Here is a 14,887-nt window from a genome sequence, read left to right as displayed (position 1 = left end):
GTCCCGTAAGCATTGAATAAGATACTCAAGACTACCGCTGTTGCAGTTGTTCCGCCTCCTTCCTCTTCATCTCCGCCAGCACCCCGCAGGTCAATGGAATGGCGAGGAAGAAGGTCAGCATGTCCGACGCCGCCTGGCACATTTCCACCCCTTTCAGTCCTAAGAAATAAGGAAGAATGAAGATGAGGGGGATGAAGAACAGCCCTTGACGGGCAGAGGAAAGTATCGTAGCGCGTACGGGCTTGCGGATCGTCTGCAGCATCATGTTGCTGACCACAATCCATGCACCCAACGGATAAGTGATGAACTGCCAGCGCAATGCTGCCGCACCGGTAGCTACAACAGCAGGGTCTCCCTTGCGGAAGATAGAGACAATCTCCTCGGCATATCCCATACCTGCCACCGCACAAACCAACAAAAAGAAAAAGCCTACCTTCACACAGAACCAGAATCCCTGGCGCACTCTAGCATACAGCCCGGCACCATAATTGAATCCGCATACCGGTTGGAAGCCTTGTCCGAAACCAATCAGGAAAGCATTGATGAACATAGAGATACGCGTCACAATGGACATCCCTGCAATAGCTGCGTCACCATACGCACCGGCCGCCACGTTCAGCAAAATGGTTGCCACGCTTGCCAGTCCCTGGCGGGTGAGTGACGGAGTTCCACCCCCGATAATTTCCTTGATGAAAGCCAGTGTAGGCGTAAAGTTTCTGTAACGTATACGTATATTCCCTCCTCTGCGCCCCATACATAAAAGAAGGATGAAACTGCATATCTGGCTGATTACCGTGGCAAGTGCGGCACCGGATATGCCCATATCGCATACAAAAATCAGGATAGGATCGAGCACCACGTTAATGACCGCTCCACTCACAATCCCCACCATGGCATACGCCGCATTACCTTGAAAGCGTATTTGGTTATTCAGCACCAATGAGGCGGTCATAAAAGGAGTCCCCAGCAGAATGATTTCCAAATAGCGCTCCGTATACGGAAGAATGGTATGCGTTGACCCCAAAGCAAGGGAAAGCGGTGTAAGGAACAGCAATCCCAACACAGCCAGAACCGCCCCGACAAACAAGGCAAAAAAGAAGCCGGTGGATGCCATCTTCTCGGCATCCACCGTTTCCTGCGCCCCTAACTTACGGGAGATGTAGTTCCCCGAACCATGACCGAAGAAAAATCCCACAGCCTGGATAATGGACATCACAGAAAACACGATACCTACGGCAGCCGTAGACTGGGTATTTATTTTACCCACAAAATAGGTATCTGCCATGTTGTAGAAGGACGTCACCAGCATGCTGATGATGGTTGGCACAGCCAATGACGTAATCAGCCGGGGGACCGGAGCCGTCGTCAAGTGGACATAATTATCTTTTGTAGAATGATGTATCATAGTGAATGGAATGACAAAACTATTTGAAGCAATTCCTCAATGGAGTACACCGTTACCGGCTCCTTACCCGGCCGATGGAACACGAAGCTGCCGTCTCCCTTCAAATCTCCGGTTTCGATATAGATCTCCGATTCAACATTCCGGTTTGCCAGAATCCCGTTTCTCTGGAATGCCTTGCGCACCATGGCATACTTCTGTCCGTGACCCGCCAAGCGTATCTGGGAGGTATATTCATTGGCTACCCTGAACAGTCCCGTTTCCAAATCAAAGGCAATACCCTTACGGGCAAAGAAATTGCTCAAGCTGCCGTTTAGCGATAGGTCTTCGGGCGTGCCGATGGTCACTCCGTTCGCCTTGTCCATCAACCATATTTTGTCCGCTATCTGCAGGGCCAGTTCCAGGTCATGGGTAGAAAGAAAAATCGTCTTGTCCGTTTGCCGGCTGAGCTGGTGAAGCAGTTGCATCATCTCTACTTTACTGGGAAAATCGAGGAAAGCTGTCGGTTCATCCAGATAGATGACGGGAGTTTCCTGGGCGAGCGCCTTGGCTATCATCACCTTCTGCCGTTCACCGTCACTCAGCGTATGCACCATGCGGTGTGCCAGATGGGGAATGCCTACCAAGGCGATGGATTTGTCCACCACAGTCTTGTCCTCTTTCGAAAGAGTTCCCCAGAAACCGGTGTAGGGGCTGCGCCCCAGACCTATCAGTTCTACGACGGACATATTGCGTATATCGCACTTCTCTGTCAGCACCACACTGATGACGCGCGAAAGCTGCTTGTCGGTATAGTCCCCTATCTCTTTTCCTTCAATAAATATGTTTCCTCCAAGTTTAGGCTGGAAGGCGGACAACGTACGGAGCAGCGTGGACTTCCCCACTCCATTAGCTCCCAACAAGCAAGTCAGCTCACCACTGTTGATTCTGGCGCAAATGCCGTCTGCCACCACTTTCACATCCTCCTTACCGGGGTAACCGATGGAAAGATTCTCTATATGTATGGTTTCCTTATTCATTCAATTCTCCTTTCCGTTTTCTAAAAAGTACAGAAGCCACTACCGGCGCACCTACCAGTGCCGTCACCGAGTTTACCGGCAAAGCTCCCTCGAAGCCGGGCATACGGGCTATCAGATTGCAGACCAATGCCAGGGAAGCGCCTACCAGCAATGTGGCAGGCATCAGCACCCGATGGTCCGAAGAGTGGAAGATGGCACGACACAAATGAGGAACCGCCAATCCGATAAACATTATCGGACCGCAATAGGCCGTTACAATCGCCACCAGCACACCGGAGCATGAAATAACCAGCAGGCGTGCCCGCTTGATGTTCAGTCCCAGATTGCGTGCATAGCCATCGCCCAGCAGCAACAGATTCATCGTCTTTATCAGCAGGAAGGACAACGGAAGCAGCACAGCCATGATGCAGACAAACAGCACCATCTGGTCGCCCGAGACACGGGCAAAGCTACCCAATCCCCAAATGACATATGCACGTATATCTTCCTCCACACTGAAATATTTCAATACGCCGATGACGGCACTTGCCACATAGCCTATCATCACACCGATTATCAGCAGCGTCACGTTACCCTTCACCTTCTGGGAGACGTAGACAATGAGTGCCATCACAGCCAGCGCACCGATAATGGCGGCAACCGACAAGGCAACCTCGCCCATATACCCCAAACGGCTCAACGCCACACCGCCCATCGCCCCGGACAGCAACACCACACAAGCCACACCCAGGCTGGCACCTGAACTGATGCCCAATACCGAAGGCCCTGCCAGCGGATTGCGGAACACCGTCTGCATCTGCAGACCGCTGACTGACAGCCCTGCTCCCGCCACCAATGCCGTCAACGCCTGGGGCACGCGGGACTTCCAGATGATATTCTGCCAAATAACGGATTCATCCGTATTTCCCCACAATATATTCCACACAGAGCGCAGAGGAATGTGAACCGACCCCAAAAGCAGGTTCAGCAGGAAAAAAAGAAAGATAGATGCCAGTGTCAGCAACATCAACGGAAGTACGGGTCTTTTTATCATTTCAGCAGTTCGTAGTAAGTCGGTTTATAGTCGGGCAACAAATCGGGATGGAAAGCATGTATCAGGTCTTCCAATACTATTTCGGGCTGCATGGGCATACTTTCGTAGAAGGGTTTCTCGCGCATATTGCAGTATACCACTCCCTTCTCGCGGAACGCACGGAAGTCGGCATAACGCGGATCGAGGGACTTCAAGGCATCATACGTGAATGTCCCGTCGTAGCTGTTGACAATGCGCCAGTAGTCGGCACTCTCTGCCTGGCTGTATACGGTTTCAAAGTCCAGCGTAACACCTCCCGAACGGGGGTCGTCTTTCAAGAAATAATCCGCACCGGCATCACGGAACAGTTCGGCAAGAAAGCTCTTTCCTCCCACTGCATACCAGTTGCCACCCCGTATCTCGCCGCTGAATACCACCGGACGCTTCTTCACATTGGCAGCCAGTTCCTTCAATTCGTTATAGCGCTTCTCTATCGCAGCAAACTTTTCATTCGCCTCCACTTCCCGGCCAATGAACATGCCGATGAATTTTATCCATTCGGCCTGCCCCAACGGGGTCATCTCCTTGTACCCCAAATGGGGAACCAGTGGGATGCCTATTTCCCGCATGGCATCATACCCGCCCCGCTTGAAAGGAGAGATAAAGATAACATCCGGATTCATGCTCATTATCACTTCATTATCAAAGTTCCCTTCGATACCAATCTTCACAGTCTCGCCGGACTTCAAACGGTCGTTCATCTCCTTGTTGAAGAGATGGCGCGTACTGGTGATACCCACCACACAATCGCAGGCATCCAGACGGATGAAGTTGGAAAGTTGCAGAGATGTCATACACATGACGTGCTCCACCGGCGTTTCTATCACCGTATAATCATCTGGTACACCGGCGGGTTTTATGCCTTTCGGTACCAGTGCGTAATGAAAGGTGTTGCCATTTTCTTTCTGAGGGTCGTGTATATCCACTAGGCGGACATGGTCCGGCAAGTACTTCACCGTATAGCCTTTAGCATAAAGCGGGACAATGGCAGCCGCCGTATCTGCCGCAACTGGCAAATGACTCTTTTCTGAAGAGGATGCTGTAGAAGTCTGTTTTGATTTTGAACTGCAAGAGGTTACGCATAAAGCGCACAGCAGTGCAATGCCTATGGCAGATATCCGGATCATGATTATCAGGGTTTATAGAATTCGGGCACAATATTCGTCATTTTTGGGGAGATACGCAAATGCTCTTCCTGCAAATTGACGGATATTGTGCCTAAATAATCTTTAAAAGCCCATCAGGTCATTCAGTGCTTCACTCATGCTGGGATGTGTAAAGACCGGCAGTTTGTTGCCTCTTATATTCAATCCCTTCTTGCGTGCTTCCGGTTTCATACGTCTATTTCCTTAATTGGTTCAATACTCTTTTTGCACTGTCAGACAGTACGACAATGGCACCGGCAAGAATGGCCGTATCCTTGATGACCAAGCGCCCTGCCCCCGTCAGCAACGGAAAGCCGTGCTCCCCGCTTCCCAAGTCGGGTACCCACACTTCAGGGGTTGTCACCAGGAAAGAGAGGGTACCTATTGTCATGACAATGGCCAGTGCGGCTCCCGCCAGTCCGATTTTCGGAGAGAATATCCCCAGAAATGTCAGAATGCCGATGGTCATAATCAGAATGCCCAGACCTTGGGAGAAACCATACGTATTGTTCTCCACGTGCCACTGATGTTTCACCTCATTGAACTCACCCTCTTTCAGCTTATACTCCTTGTACTCCGGGGCATTCTTTGTATAAAAGAAGCTCATGAACGGGCTGTTCGCCACAAAAGGAACAATCCCTTCAGCCTCATAATTCCAGAATTTCAATCCACCAATCCATACGAAAATAACCAGGATAGCTACACGGATCAAATTAACACCCAACTTTTGAGTGGAAGCGGCCAGCGTCAACGCAGCCATAAACAAGTTTTGCAATTTCGTTTTCATCTTTGTTCTACTTTTTAAATGGTTTCAGTAATATGACTTGATTTTTGTTTTTGCAAAGTTCCTTGTTTTCCACCACGTACGAAATGGCAATTATTCCGCAACAGTTGGCAATTCTTCCCGTTTCACTCTTTTCCGGTAGTCCGAGACACTCTCGCCGGTCATTTTCTTGAAAAAACGGCTGAACGCGGGCAAGTCTTCAAAGCCCAGAATGGAGCTGATTTCTTTGGCGCTCTTGCGGGTATACAACAGCAGTCTCATGGCTTCCGCCTCAATGCGCTCATGAATCACCCGCAACGGGGAAGGCAACCCGCAGGCCGAGAACAGATTGGAAAGTGTCTTGGGAGAACGGCAAAGAATATCGGCATAATCCTGCACCTGCTTCTTCTCCTTGAAGTGCCGGTCCACCAGCACATAATACTGTCGGATGATGTCAAACGTCTTTTCCTTCTCCTGCCCCACCCCGAAAAGCTGGCGCGCAATGCGTGTGCAGGTAATGATGAAACGTTTCAAGACAATGCGCAGCATCTCCTCCTGCAGATTGTCATGAATGACCGATTCCTGCCGGAAAATGCGGACTATGTCATGCAGGTTGGAAGACTGCCCGGCAGAAAGCGCCAGTCTCATCACCTTGGAAGAGCCATAAAAAAGGAATCCGTTGCAAGAGACCTCGTTGTCATGTCCATAGATGCAATAAAAATTGCTGTTGAATACAAACGTCAGGTATTCACCGTCCACCTCTTTTACCTCCAGGTGATGCAACGGGGTCAAGGTCACGATTTCGTCCTTTTCCAAGCGCATGGAGATATGGTCTATTTCCAGAGTGAGCGTACCGCTCTGTACCCAAATGAATTTATACAGAGTCTTGTCACGTTGCAGCGACGCACGCTCATGGTAGCTGGAAGTCATGGCTATGTTGCCATTCAAGCGGGTGTTCAGTTGATAATCCATAAAAAACAGATTGTTTTAGTAAATAACAAAGATAGCGAATATCTTGTTTGCTACTGATTATTTCCCCACTTTTGTAGCCGTTTTGCTGTTCTTTAATTTTTAACCTTTAATGTCTTCATGCAAATGTTCCCCGTCATATTTGTATCTCTCGGTCCCGGCGAACCGGAACTGATTACCGTAAAAGGCTTGAAAGCCCTGCAGACAGCCGACTGTATATTCTGTCCCGAGACACTGGCCAAAGATGGAAACAGAGTTTCACGCGCAGCCGACATCCTATTGCAACTCGACATTCCGGAAAACACGGTGCACCGCTTTCCACTCCCCATGAGCAAACAGCGCGAAAAAGCCCTGAGCGCCTACGACGAGGTCTATATGGAGAGCTCCACCCTCCGGCAACAAGGAAAGAAGGTCTGTATCGTTGCCGAAGGAGATGCCGGATTCTACTCTTCCATACACTATGTATATGACAAATTGCAGGCAGACGGCATCCCCGTGAAGCACATCCCCGGTATCCCCGCCTTCATTGCCGCCGGCGCATTGGGCGGGCTCCATGTAGCCAGCCAGGAAGAACGGCTGACGGTGATACCCGGCATCGTCACGACAGAAGAGATAGAAAGACTGACAAGCGAAAACAGTGCGGTTGTCATCATGAAGCTGTCCAGATGCACCGATGAGATTCACCGCTGCATCCGCCTGCATCCCGAATACCGGTATCACTATTTTGAGAATGTTGGCACTCCGGAAGAGAAGTATATCAATGACAGCAAGCGGATAGCGGCCATCCGCTTCCCCTATTTTTCCCTGCTTATCATTCGCCCAGAGGCCTTTTGAGCCCGATTTAATACAATTTCGCACACCATAGGCATTATTTTAATGAAAATGGGTTACCTTTGCGCCGTTGAAATATAAAAAAGATAAGAACATGAAGAAAGTCGTTTTTTATATGATGATGCTGGTTATGAGCATCGGTTATGCCTATGCACAAGGAAAGGCAGACATCAAATTCGAACAGACCACCCACAACTTCGGCACATTCTCCGAAAACAGTCCGGTAGTCAGCTACACCTTTAAGTTTACGAACGTAGGCGATGCTCCGCTTGTCATCCATCAAGCTGTAGCTTCCTGCGGATGTACCGTTCCCGAATATTCACAAGAACCGATAGCACCGGGAAAGACAGGAACAGTGAAAGTAACCTATAATGGAACCGGAAGATACCCCGGACACTTCAAGAAATCCATCACCCTGCGCACCAATGCCAAAACGGAAATCATGCGATTGTTTATCGAAGGGGACATGACCGCTAAAGATGCCAAATAAGCATTTTACCATACAGAATTAAGGAGATTTTTTTAAATCTCCTTTTTTTTTGCTTTCTTTGCCTAAAATGCGAAGATAGGCTGCACCTCAGCAGAATAATAATGAGCTTGCTCATTTTATCCAGCATTCGGTTTGCACTATCTTTGAAGTCTATTAAAGAAAAACATAAAACTACAAAACCTATGAAACAAGAAGAAGAACCAATCACCGGCTTGCCGGAAAATGCGTTCCGTGAACTGAAACCGGGAGAAGTGTACAACCCTCTGATGAGCCCGGACAAGAAGTATTCAGAAGTAAATGCCTGGTCGGTGACATGGGGTATTCTGATGGCCATTCTCTTTTCGGCCGCAGCCGCCTATCTGGGGCTAAAGGTGGGGCAAGTATTCGAAGCCGCCATCCCCATCGCCATCATTGCCGTCGGCGTATCAGGTGCCGCCAAACGCAAGAACGCATTGGGCGAAAACGTCATTATCCAGTCTATCGGTGCCAGTTCTGGCGTCATCGTGGCAGGTGCCATCTTCACCCTTCCGGCGCTTTATATCCTTCAGGAAACCTATCCGAAAGAAATCACTGTTACCTTTGCACAAGTCTTTATCAGCTCTCTGCTGGGAGGTGTGCTGGGTATTCTCTTCCTTATCCCCTTCCGTAAATATTTCGTGAGCGACATGCACGGCAAGTATCCCTTCCCCGAAGCAACAGCCACCACACAAGTGCTCGTCTCCGGTGAAAAGGGCGGCAGCCAGGCAAAACCATTACTCATGGCAGGTATCATCGGTGGTCTATACGACTTCATCGTGGCAACCTTCGGCTGGTGGAACGAGAATTTCACTACCCGCGTATGCGGCCTCGGCGAAATGCTGGCCGAGAAAGCCAAGCTGGTATTCAAGGTTAATACGGGTGCTGCTGTGCTCGGTCTGGGCTATATCGTGGGACTGAAATACGCGTCCATCATCTGTGCCGGTTCGCTGGCCGTATGGTGGATTATCATCCCCGGTATGTCCATGATTTGGGGAGACTCCGTACTGAACCAATGGAACCCCGAAATCACAGCAACCGTAGGCGCTATGGCTCCGGAAGATATTTTCAAATACTATGCCAAGAGCATCGGTATCGGTGGTATAGCCATGGCAGGTATCATCGGCATTATCAAGTCCTGGGGCATCATTAAGAGCGCCGTAGGGCTGGCTGCCAAGGAAATGGGCGGTAAATCCAATGTAGAGACCAGCGTGAAGCGCACGCAACGAGACATCTCCATGAAGATTATCGCCATCGGCTCCATCATCACATTGCTGCTGGTTGTTCTGTTCTTCTACTTCGATGTGATGCAAGGTGACCTGACACATACCATTGTAGCCATCCTGCTGGTAGCAGGTATCGCTTTCCTGTTCACCACCGTGGCAGCCAATGCCATTGCGATTGTGGGCACAAATCCCGTATCCGGAATGACGCTGATGACATTGATTCTGGCATCCGTAGTCATGGTAGCCGTAGGGTTGAAAGGTCCCGGAGGAATGGTTGCGGCACTGGTGATGGGTGGTGTTGTATGTACGGCACTGTCCATGGCGGGAGGCTTCATCACAGACTTGAAAATCGGTTACTGGCTGGGTAGCACGCCTGCCAAGCAGGAGACCTGGAAGTTCCTCGGAACCATCGTTTCTGCCGCTACCGTAGGTGGTGTAATGATTATCCTGAACAAGACATACGGTTTCACCAGCGGACAACTGGCCGCTCCGCAGGCCAATGCCATGGCAGCCGTTATCGAACCTCTGATGAACGGTGTGGGTGCTCCTTGGCTGCTCTACGGCATCGGTGCAGTGCTGGCCGTCATCCTCAACTTCTGCAAGATTCCCGCACTGGCATTTGCATTGGGTATGTTCATCCCATTGGAACTGAATGTCCCGTTAGTAGTGGGCGGTGCCGTCAACTGGTACGTGACCAGCCGCAGCAAGGATGCCGCTCTCAATGCCGAACGCGGGGAAAAAGGCACACTGCTTGCCTCCGGTTTCATTGCCGGCGGTGCATTGATGGGCGTGGTAAGCGCTGCCATGCGCTTCGGAGGAATCAACCTCGTGAACGATGCATGGTTGCAAAACACTTGGTCTGAAGTGCTGGCGCTGGGTGCTTATGCCATTCTGATATTCTACCTCATCAAAGCTTCCATGAAAACCAAATAACCTTTAAATACCAAGAACATGAAAAAGATTCTACTTTTATCTTTTCTATTTGCAACGACCATGTTATCTGCACAAAAGCCCGTTGAGCTGCCCCTATGGCCCAACGGTGCCCCCAATAACAACGAACTGACCAATTCCGGACAGAACCATAACAACGAATGGGTGTCCGATGTCACCACCCCTACCCTTACGGTGTATCCTGCCTCCCACCCCAACGGCATGGCCATCATCATGTGTCCGGGAGGTGGCTACGGAGGGCTGGCCATGAAGCACGAGGGACACGACATGGCTCCCTGGTTCAACACACAAGGCATCACCTATGCAGTACTGAAATACCGTATGCCCAACGGGCACCATGAAGTGCCCCTTTCCGATGCCGAACAAGCCATCCGCATGGTACGCAAACATGCCGCTGAATGGGGTGTCAATCCTCAGCGCGTAGGCATCATGGGCGCTTCTGCCGGCGGCCATCTGGCAGCTTCGCTTGCCACACTATACAGCAGTGACAAAACCCGTCCCGACTTCCAGATCTTGTTCTATCCGGTGATTTCCATGCAGAAAGGCGTTACCCATGGAGGTTCCCGCCAGAACCTTATCGGAGAAAATCCATCTCAGGAGCTGGAACAAAAATACTCCCTCGAAAGACAAGTGTCCCCACGCACTCCGCAGGCTTTTATCATGCTTTCTTCGGACGACGACGCAGTGCCACCCATCAACGGCATTGGCTATTTCCTCGCCTTGCGTGACCACAAAGTGCCTGCCAGCCTGCATGCCTACCCTACCGGCGGACATGGCTGGGGATTCCGGGACAACTTCACCTACAAGCGTCAATGGACGGAAGAACTGGAGAAGTGGTTGCGTGAAGGGCTCGTATTCCCGGTCTCTGAACCTACCACAAAGAAATAAAAGCAATTATGAATAAAAAGTATTTTTTACTCACTTGCCTCGCAGCTTTTCCCTTTGCCCTGACTGCTCAGGAGAACAATCGCTACGAAGAGATTACCAACCCCAAGCTGACAAGCATCAACCGGGAGCCTGCCCGCAGCACGTTCACCTCCTACGTCACGGAGGCCGATGCCGTCATCAATGACCGCAAGAACGGAACCTTCCGCTTGTCCCTTAACGGGAAATGGAAATTCCATTATGTGGAAAACTTCGCCGACCGCCCCACGGACTTCATGATGGACCGTGTGGACGCCAGCCGCTGGCCGGACATCAATGTACCCGGAAACTGGGAGTTGCAAGGATTCGGCACGCCCATCTACGTGAACCATCCCTATGAGTTCTGTTCTTCGGGCTATCCTCCTTATTGGGACAAGCCCAACCCTCCGTACGTTCCCAAGGAATGGAATCCCACCGGCACCTATCGCCGCGAGTTCACCCTTCCGGGAGACTGGGACGATAAGGAGATTTTCCTGAGTGCCGACGGTGTACGCGGGGCAGCCTTCTACTACCTTAACGGCAAGTTTGTAGGCATGAGTAAAGATGCAAAGACTCCGGCGCGTTTCAACGTCAGCGCCATTGCCAAGAAAGGGAAGAATGTCATTGCCATTCAGATACACCGCTTTTCCGATGCCAACTATCTGGAATGCCAGGACTTCTGGCGCATCAGTGGTATCGAACGGGACATTTACTTATATGCCCAGCCTCAAATCCATCTCACAGACTTCAAGGTGGAAGCTCCTCTGGACGACAACTACCGGAACGGTATCCTCAAGGTAAAGGTGCAGTTTACCAATGAAAGCGGACAAAACGCCCCATTTGTCGTTGGTTACCGCCTGCTGGACAAGAACGACCAGCAGATAGCCCAGTCCTCTACTCAGGTCAGCGGTGACCAAACGGAAGTGGAATTCACCAAGAAGACCATCCAGGAACCCCTGCAATGGACAGCCGAAACGCCCAACCTCTATACCCTCGTCGTCAGCTTGAAGCGCCCGAACGGAGATGTGATTGAAGCGACAAGCTGCAAAGTAGGTTTCCGTACAGTGGAAATCAAGGACAAGCAACTGTTGGTAAACGGACAACCTATCCTCGTGAAAGGCGTGAACTATCACGAACACAACGAGAATACCGGTCACTATGTCTCCGAAGAACTGATGAAGAAAGATTTCGAGCTTTGGAAGAGATACAATGTCAATACCGTCCGCACCTGTCACTATCCCCAGCAGGAACGTTTCTACGAACTCTGTGACGAATATGGTATCTACGTCATCGACGAAGCCAATATAGAAAGCCACGGCATGGGTTACGACCTGCGTGTAGGCGGCACGCTGGGAAACAATCCGCTCTTCATGAATGCCCACCTCGACCGTACCATGAATATGTACGAACGGGACAAGAACCATCCGTCAGTCATCATCTGGTCGCTGGGCAACGAAGCCGGAAACGGATTGAATTTCTACGTTACCTACAACACCTTGAAGACGCTCGACAGTCGTCCCATCCAGTATGAACGCGCACTGTTGGAATGGAATACGGACATCTACTGCCCGATGTACGCTTCCCCTTCCTATCTGGAAAAGTATGCCCGGAACAAGGAGATGACGCGTCCCCTCATTCTTTGCGAGTATGCCCATGCCATGGGCAACAGCCTCGGCAACTTCCAGGACTACTGGGACATCATCGAGAAATATCCTATCCTCCAGGGCGGCTGTATCTGGGACTGGGTAGACCAGGGCTTTGCCGCCAAGACAGACGACGACCGTAAATACTGGACCTATGGCGGCGATTATGGCGAGAACGGCACGCCCTCCGACGGCAATTTCTGCATCAACGGCGTGGTATACCCCGACCGCAGTGTCAAGCCGCAGACAGAAGAGATGGGAAAAGTATACCAGAACATCAAGTTCCTTGATTTCGACAAGCAGACTTCCACCGTGAAAATCCGCAATGATTTCTCCTTCACCAATCTCGACAAGTACGACTTCTACTACATCATCCGCGACCACGGAAAGGAAGTCTACCGTGGCAAGATTGAAAATATCCATGCCGCACCGGGCAAGACGGTAACCACCGGCTTCCTGAACGGCATACCCAAAGAGAAACAGACAACGGGAGATGTGCGTATCGAGTTCTATGCAGCCATCAAGACGGCAGAGCCTTTCCTCCCGGCCGGCACGGTCATCGCACGCGAACAGACCTACGTCCATACTTTCTACAAGAAAGAGGCTACGGCACAGCAGCCCGCCACTTCTAAGGAAGAGGGAAATTTGGTGGCGTTCTCCGGTCCCGACTTCAAAGCCACCTTCGACAAGCAAAGCGGTCTGCTCACCTCCTATTTATACAAGAAGCACGAGTACATACTGAACGGTCAAGGTCCCCGCCCATTCTTCTGGCGTGCACCGACGGACAATGATTATGGAGCCAACCTCCCCGTCCGCCTCAAAGCCTGGAAAGAGGCAAGCTATCAAGAACCAAAAGCCGAAAGTTTCCAAGTGACTCCGGGCAGCAATGCCACGACAATAAAGGTGACCTACCGTTTTCCACAGACAGATGCCCGTTGGGACATCACCTATAAGATATATGCCAGCGGAGTCATCAAGGTAGACAACCGGTTCGTGGCCGAAGGAGACCAAGCTCCGATGATACCGCGTGTGGGCCTGCGGATGCAGTTGCCGGAAAGCTTTACAGACTTGACCTACTACGGTCGCGGTCCGAAAGAGAATTACCGAGACCGCCGTACCTCCCAGTTCATCGGAGAGTACGCCATCCCGGTCAAGGATATGTACGAGCCGTATGTCCGCCCACAGGAGAACAACCATCGCACGGACATCTATTGGTGCGCCCTTACCGATAAGACGCAACGTGGTTTGCTGCTCATCGCCGACCGCACCTTTGAGCTGAACACCTCCAACTATCCCCTGGAAAGTATGGACAGCGGCGATACGATTGACAACAGCGCTCCGCGTACCGAAAAGACCCATCACCGCCACCTCACCGACCCTCTGCCGGAAAAGATGGTCGATTTGTTCATTGATTACCGCATGATGGGTGTCGGTGGAGACGACAGTTGGGGCGCAACCGCCCATGAGCCCTATCTGATTCGTCCGGGCAAAGAGAACGCCATTGAATACGGTTTCTCCCTTGTTCCGTTCGATAAAAAGGAGGATTATAAATATTTAATCCGGCAATATTGAATTTAATCCCTCCGGATTAAGCTTTTATAAAAAGGATGTAGTAAATTTGCTGCATCCTTTTTACGTTCAAGAACAATAATAATCAAAAGAAAGAAAAATGAAAACAATGACTAAATTTATGTTCAGCGCCCTCTGCGCCGCAGCCATGGTAACTTCCGTTTCTGCCCAGGGAGGGAAAGATATGTTGAGCAATGGAATAAAGTATCTGGATGTGCCATACGTAGCCCATACGCTGGAGGCTGATGGTCCCGAAGAACTCGTCATCAACTGCGATGAAGTAGACTGTACCACGCTGGTGGAATATGTACTGGCAGAGACACTCACCCCCAAATTGGCCGACGGAGACATCTCGGAAAGCGCTTTCGCCGATAACCTGCAAAAAATCCGTTACCGTGACGGTAAAATCGACGGGTACACTTCCCGCCTGCATTATATTGCCGACTGGATAAACAATGGCGTACGCAACGGCTTCCTTCAAGATGTAACGGGCGCCATGAGTCCCGACACCGAACGGTTGTCCATCTCCTACATGTCTTCCCACCCCCAACTCTACAAGCAGCTGGCAAATTCTCCGGAGAACATAGCCAAAATGAAGAAGATTGAACAATCCTTGTCCGGCAAGGAAATTCACTATCTTCCCAAAGCCAAACTTCCCGCCGATGGTCTCCCGTGGATTAAAGACGGCGATATCATAGCCATCACCACCAACACTCCGGGGCTGGACGTAGCCCACATGGGAATCGCTTTCTATGCGGATAGCAAACTCCTGCTGGTACACGCTTCCTCTACCGACAAGAAAGTGGTCGTCTCCAAAGTCCCCTTGTCCCAAATGCTGAAAGACAATAATAAGTGGACGGGAATACGGGTGCTGAGGATGAAGAAATAA

12 protein-coding genes are annotated in these 14,887 nt (G+C 50.7%); 6 read left to right on the top strand and 6 right to left on the bottom strand.

Annotated elements, in window-relative coordinates:
- Positions 1-31: 31 nt before the first annotated feature.
- From H1A11_RS05925 to H1A11_RS05900, 6 genes are all read right to left on the bottom strand, one after another.
- A complete protein-coding gene (locus H1A11_RS05925) occupies positions 32-1,405 on the bottom strand; it encodes an MATE family efflux transporter (RefSeq protein ID WP_117599527.1) in 1,374 nt (457 codons plus the stop codon).
- Positions 1,402-2,421 carry an ABC transporter ATP-binding protein gene (locus H1A11_RS05920; protein ID WP_117599526.1) on the bottom strand — a complete coding sequence of 340 codons (1,020 nt, stop codon included), beginning with the start codon at positions 2,419-2,421 and terminating at the stop codon, positions 1,402-1,404. The genes H1A11_RS05925 and H1A11_RS05920 overlap by 4 nt, the downstream gene beginning before the upstream one ends.
- Complete coding sequence (locus H1A11_RS05915; protein ID WP_034529853.1) at positions 2,414-3,451, bottom strand: iron ABC transporter permease; 1,038 nt, start codon at positions 3,449-3,451, stop codon at positions 2,414-2,416. The genes H1A11_RS05920 and H1A11_RS05915 overlap by 8 nt, the downstream gene beginning before the upstream one ends.
- The gene (locus tag H1A11_RS05910) at positions 3,451-4,620 is read right to left on the bottom strand and encodes an ABC transporter substrate-binding protein (RefSeq protein ID WP_119961904.1); all 1,170 of its coding nucleotides are present in this window, start codon (positions 4,618-4,620) and stop codon (positions 3,451-3,453) included. Before H1A11_RS05910 ends, H1A11_RS05915 begins: the two co-directional genes overlap by 1 nt.
- Before the next feature lie 214 nt (positions 4,621-4,834).
- Complete coding sequence (locus tag H1A11_RS05905) at positions 4,835-5,425, bottom strand: DUF417 family protein (RefSeq protein ID WP_119961903.1); 591 nt, start codon at positions 5,423-5,425, stop codon at positions 4,835-4,837.
- Between the two features lie 90 nt (positions 5,426-5,515).
- Positions 5,516-6,373, bottom strand: coding sequence for a helix-turn-helix domain-containing protein (locus H1A11_RS05900; protein WP_035448396.1), 858 nt, complete (start codon positions 6,371-6,373; stop codon positions 5,516-5,518).
- Between the two features lie 123 nt (positions 6,374-6,496).
- Here H1A11_RS05900 and H1A11_RS05895 point away from each other — a divergent pair, with 123 nt between their 5' ends.
- The 6 genes from H1A11_RS05895 (at position 6,497) to H1A11_RS05870 (ending at position 14,887) form a co-directional block, all read left to right on the top strand.
- Entirely contained in the window at positions 6,497-7,204 is a 708-nt protein-coding gene (locus H1A11_RS05895; protein WP_171030463.1) for a precorrin-2 C(20)-methyltransferase, read from the top strand.
- A gap of 91 nt (positions 7,205-7,295) precedes the next feature.
- Positions 7,296-7,691 (top strand): DUF1573 domain-containing protein, encoded by a 396-nt coding sequence (locus H1A11_RS05890; protein WP_117599729.1) that lies wholly within the window; start codon positions 7,296-7,298, stop codon positions 7,689-7,691.
- Positions 7,692-7,873: 182 nt separating this feature from the next.
- Positions 7,874-9,865: an OPT family oligopeptide transporter gene (locus H1A11_RS05885; RefSeq protein WP_117599522.1), complete on the top strand. Its 1,992-nt coding sequence runs from the start codon at positions 7,874-7,876 to the stop codon at positions 9,863-9,865.
- Between the two features lie 18 nt (positions 9,866-9,883).
- Positions 9,884-10,771: an alpha/beta hydrolase gene (locus tag H1A11_RS05880; RefSeq protein WP_119961900.1), complete on the top strand. Its 888-nt coding sequence runs from the start codon at positions 9,884-9,886 to the stop codon at positions 10,769-10,771.
- An 8-nt stretch (positions 10,772-10,779) separates the two neighbouring features.
- Positions 10,780-14,001 carry a glycoside hydrolase family 2 TIM barrel-domain containing protein gene (locus H1A11_RS05875; protein WP_181757879.1) on the top strand — a complete coding sequence of 1,074 codons (3,222 nt, stop codon included), beginning with the start codon at positions 10,780-10,782 and terminating at the stop codon, positions 13,999-14,001.
- Between the two features lie 97 nt (positions 14,002-14,098).
- On the top strand, positions 14,099-14,887 hold the full coding sequence (locus H1A11_RS05870) for an N-acetylmuramoyl-L-alanine amidase-like domain-containing protein (protein WP_035457982.1): 789 nt from the start codon (positions 14,099-14,101) through the stop codon (positions 14,885-14,887).

Origin of the sequence: Bacteroides sp. CACC 737 (assembly GCF_013874375.1) — a bacterium.
Taxonomy (GTDB): Bacteria; Bacteroidota; Bacteroidia; order Bacteroidales; family Bacteroidaceae; genus Bacteroides; species Bacteroides uniformis.
This window is presented reverse-complemented; position numbering and strand designations above follow the sequence as displayed.

Bases quoted from the DNA above. Each gene is read 5' to 3' on its own strand.
- H1A11_RS05925 (WP_117599527.1), bottom strand. From the start codon at position 1,405: ATGATACATCATTCTACAAAAGATAATTATGTCCACTTGACGACGGCT.
- H1A11_RS05920 (WP_117599526.1), bottom strand. From the start codon at position 2,421: ATGAATAAGGAAACCATACATATAGAGAATCTTTCCATCGGTTACCCC.
- H1A11_RS05910 (WP_119961904.1), bottom strand. From the start codon at position 4,620: ATGATCCGGATATCTGCCATAGGCATTGCACTGCTGTGCGCTTTATGC.
- H1A11_RS05905 (WP_119961903.1), bottom strand. From the start codon at position 5,425: ATGAAAACGAAATTGCAAAACTTGTTTATGGCTGCGTTGACGCTGGCC.
- H1A11_RS05900 (WP_035448396.1), bottom strand. From the start codon at position 6,373: ATGGATTATCAACTGAACACCCGCTTGAATGGCAACATAGCCATGACT.
- H1A11_RS05895 (WP_171030463.1), top strand. From the start codon at position 6,497: ATGTTCCCCGTCATATTTGTATCTCTCGGTCCCGGCGAACCGGAACTG.
- H1A11_RS05890 (WP_117599729.1), top strand. From the start codon at position 7,296: ATGAAGAAAGTCGTTTTTTATATGATGATGCTGGTTATGAGCATCGGT.
- H1A11_RS05885 (WP_117599522.1), top strand. From the start codon at position 7,874: ATGAAACAAGAAGAAGAACCAATCACCGGCTTGCCGGAAAATGCGTTC.
- H1A11_RS05880 (WP_119961900.1), top strand. From the start codon at position 9,884: ATGAAAAAGATTCTACTTTTATCTTTTCTATTTGCAACGACCATGTTA.
- H1A11_RS05875 (WP_181757879.1), top strand. From the start codon at position 10,780: ATGAATAAAAAGTATTTTTTACTCACTTGCCTCGCAGCTTTTCCCTTT.
- H1A11_RS05870 (WP_035457982.1), top strand. From the start codon at position 14,099: ATGAAAACAATGACTAAATTTATGTTCAGCGCCCTCTGCGCCGCAGCC.